The 273-nt window shown below is 57.5% G+C and carries 1 protein-coding gene; it reads left to right on the top strand.

Translation table 11 applies throughout. The features are described 5' to 3' along the window. Window positions 1-13: 13 nt before the first annotated feature. On the top strand, window positions 14-273 hold a 260-nt coding region (locus ABG80_RS22525), incomplete at its 3' end, for a protein rep (protein ID WP_268760942.1).

Here is a 273-nt window from a genome sequence, read left to right as displayed (position 1 = left end):
CACCATCGACGCTGTGAGGCTGCATGCGGCCAGCTTCTGCATGAAGCACCTGCTTTGCCCTCTGTGTGCCATTAGACGGGGCGCTAAGTCGATGAAAGCCTACTTGGATAGGTGGGAGGTCATCCGAGCCGAGAAACCGGCTCTGAGGCCTTTTTTGGTGACTTTGACGGTGAAGAACGGTGATGACCTGGCTGAACGCTTTAAGCACCTTCATAGAGCCCAGCGCGAGCTATGGAAACGCCGGCAACGTGGTCGCGGCTCTGTGCTCGATGG

It is taken from the genome of Aquabacterium parvum (assembly GCF_001447195.1).
GTDB classification, from domain to species: Bacteria; Pseudomonadota; Gammaproteobacteria; order Burkholderiales; family Burkholderiaceae_C; genus Aquabacterium; species Aquabacterium parvum.
Note: the sequence above shows the minus strand (reverse complement) of the source record. Positions and strands in the feature narration are given on the sequence as shown.